Origin of the sequence: Ameyamaea chiangmaiensis (genome assembly GCF_013376175.1) — a bacterium.
GTDB classification, from domain to species: Bacteria; Pseudomonadota; Alphaproteobacteria; order Acetobacterales; family Acetobacteraceae; genus Ameyamaea; species Ameyamaea chiangmaiensis.
This window is the reverse complement of sequence record NZ_JABXXR010000228.1, coordinates 1-2,971: the sequence shown is the minus strand read 5'-3', so window position 1 is coordinate 2,971 and position 2,971 is coordinate 1. Positions and strand designations below refer to the sequence as shown.

Genomic DNA, 2,971 nt, shown 5'->3' with positions numbered 1-2,971 from the left:
CGCGCCCACGGCCATCCCGGCCGCGAGGCCGCCGAGCGTCGCCGCGTGGCCGAAAGGGTCAGAAACGCGGGCGGCGGGCTGAAGGCTCATCAGAGAAATCCGGGCTCCTGGTGCGGCCGCTGCGGGCGGGCGCGGAAGACTGGAACAGGCTGGAGACGTCGTCGACCATACCGTGCCCCTTCGCGACACGTCTAGGCTGGGCCGCCCGTCAGCCCGGTGTCGCGGGGCTGGGCGGAAGGGCTCCGGCCCTTTGTCGCTGGCCGTTGCCCGGAGGATCGGCGATTCCCCGGCGCAGCGCGTCCAGCGATTCCAGAAGCGCGATCAGGGCCAGATGCGACAGGCCCTGGGGCATGTTGCCCAGAAAGTCGTCCGTGCGCGGGTCGATCATTTCGGTGTAGACGCCTACGCCACGGTCGAGGGAGGGCGTCAGCGCGTCCAGCGCGCGCTCGGCATGGTCGCTGTCGCCCAGCAGCGCCCAGGCTTCGGCGATCCAGAACGAACAGGCGATGAAGCACCCTTCCTCGGCCTCCATGCCGCTGTAGCGATAGTGAAACGGCCCCGCGCCAAGGGCCGCGTCGATCGCGCGCAGCGTGCCGCGCATCCGGTCGTCATTGCCGAACCGGAGGCGCACCGCCATGGCCATCGCCGCGTCCAGTGCCGTCGAACCCGGAAACATGACGTAGGCCTGTCGCGCCTCCGACCAGCAGTGTTCGTTGATCCATGTTTCGATCCGGTCGCGTTCGCGCGCCCAGCGATCGCGGCACATGGTCGGCAGTTGTCCGCGATCGGCGAGTTCGACGGCGCGGGCCAGCGCCTGCCAGCAGCTGATCTTGGAAAACGTATAGTGCTCGCTCTGCGGAAGCTCCCATATGCCTGCGTCCTTTTGCCGCCACCGGTCGGCGGCTTCGTCGGCCAGTTCGGCCAGCAGGTTTGCGCTGCGTGTGTCGAGGATATTGCCGTTATCGACAAAGTACCAGGCCGTGCCGAAGATGTCGCCGAAGATGCCGTGCTGGTGCTGCCGCGTCGCCAGGTTGCCGACCACCACTGGGCCCGTATTGCGGTAACCCGGCACGTCCCGCTCTTCCACATCGCCCACCAGACCGCCGTCCAGACGATAGCACACGGCCGGACCATGGTGTCGGTACTGGCGGAGCAGCCACGTGAAGCCCGCCTTGGCCTCGGCCTGTGCGCCGACGGCCAGAAATGCTTTTATCGTGTAGCCGGCGTCGCGCACCCACGCGTAGCGATAGTCATAGTTCTTGGCGCCGCCGATCTTTTCGGGCAGCGATGTGGTGGCGGCCGCCGCGATCGCGCCCGAGGGCGAGTAGACCAGCAGCTTCAGCGCCAGCGCGCTGCGGACGAAGGCGTCGCGTCGCGGCCCGTCATAGGTAATGGCGGCGGTCCAGTTGCGCCATGCCTGATCGGACAGGTCGATGCGGGCGTCGATAGCGTCGATCGGGGGCACGACCAGCGGTTCGTCCTCGCCCGCCACGATCGCCACCACGGCCCGTTCGCCCGCGCGCAGCGTGACATGGCCGGTGATGCCGCCGTCCTCACGCGTGCAGGTCACCGTGTCGCTGTGCAGGAGAAGGCCGATCACATGGCGGACGTGGAACACGGTGAATCGGTCGATCGTCGACCGGTACGGGCTGGCGGATCCGGACTGGTGGCTGAACACGATATGGAGCCGAAAGCGGACGCTGCCCTCAATGCCCTCCAGACGGCGCGCGAGTTCGGCCCACGGAAGCCGGCCGGCATGACCGCTGTTGAGGGATTCGGTCAGGCGAGCCACGCCCGTCGGCGTATGAAAGGTCGTCTCCAGCACGTTGCTGTCGCGGCGATAGCAGCGCGTGGTGCGAAACGGGCCCTCCGGGGTCAGCGCGAACGTGCCGCCTTCGTCGGCATCCAGCAGCCGGTCGAACAGGGGCAGTGAGTCGATGGCCGGCACGCACCACCAGTCGATCGCGCCGTCGGCACCGCTCAGCGCGACGGAACGGCCATCACCCAGAGCCCCGTAGGAGGCCAGCGGCAGAAAGCCATCCGTGCGCTGGGTGCCTGATGCGGGTGTGTCGTCCGCGTTAGGGTCGGGTGTGCCGTGCATGAAGGATCCCCTGTGCGCTGCCCGACGCGATCCGTGGGCTCTGGTTAACGCCTGTGTGTCCTGCGGCGTTCCGCGTCACCCCTCGCGCTGGCGTCGCTTGACGCGTTCGAAGCACTCCAGTGCCCGCTGCCGCGCGGCCTTGTGATCGACGATGGGTTCGGGATAGTCGCGTCCCAGCCGCACCTTGTGGCGCTCGCATTCCATGGCCGTCGCACTCCAGGGGGCATGGATCACGCTGTCGGGCAGGTCGGCCAGTTCGGGCACCCACGCGCGGATGTAACGTCCGTCGGGGTCGAATTTCTCGCCCTGAAGCACCGGGTTCATGATGCGGAAATAGGGCGCCGCGTCGACACCGCAGCCCGCGACCCACTGCCAGTTCACCACGTTGCTGGCGATGTTGGCATCGACCAGCGTGTCGCGAAACCAGCGCTCGCCCCGACGCCAGTCGATCAGCAGGTGCTTGGTCAGGAACGAGGCCACGACCATGCGTACGCGGTTGTGCATCCAGCCCGTGGTCCAGAGCTGCCGCATCCCCGCGTCGACGATGGGATAGCCCGTGCGCCCCTTCGCCCAGGCGTCGAACGCGTCGTCGTCGTCGCGCCAGCCGATGGCGTCGTATTCCGGGCGGTGGTTGCGCTCCACCAGATCGGGCGCGTCGAACAGTTGGGCTGCGGCGAAATCGCGCCAGCCCAGTTCGGCGAGGAATTTCTCGAGATCGCGCCCCGAGGCCCCCCCGTGCCGTCCATGAACGGCGGCGTGGGCGGCGTGCCAGACCTGCCGGGCCGACAGATGGCCGACATGCAGGGCGGCCGACAGGCGCGACGTGCCGTCCTCGGCCGGGAGATCGCGGCCGCGCGCGTAGTCGCGTAG

At 68.4% G+C, this 2,971-nt stretch carries 2 protein-coding genes; both read right to left on the bottom strand.

The genetic code is table 11. The features are described 5' to 3' along the window. Nucleotides 1-208: 208 nt before the first annotated feature. A complete protein-coding gene (locus HUK82_RS15590; RefSeq protein WP_176614816.1) occupies nucleotides 209-2,101 on the bottom strand; it encodes a glycoside hydrolase family 15 protein in 1,893 nt (630 codons plus the stop codon). A 75-nt stretch (nucleotides 2,102-2,176) separates the two neighbouring features. Beyond that, on the bottom strand, nucleotides 2,177-2,971 hold a 795-nt coding region (locus HUK82_RS15585), incomplete at its 5' end, for a cryptochrome/photolyase family protein (protein ID WP_218061615.1).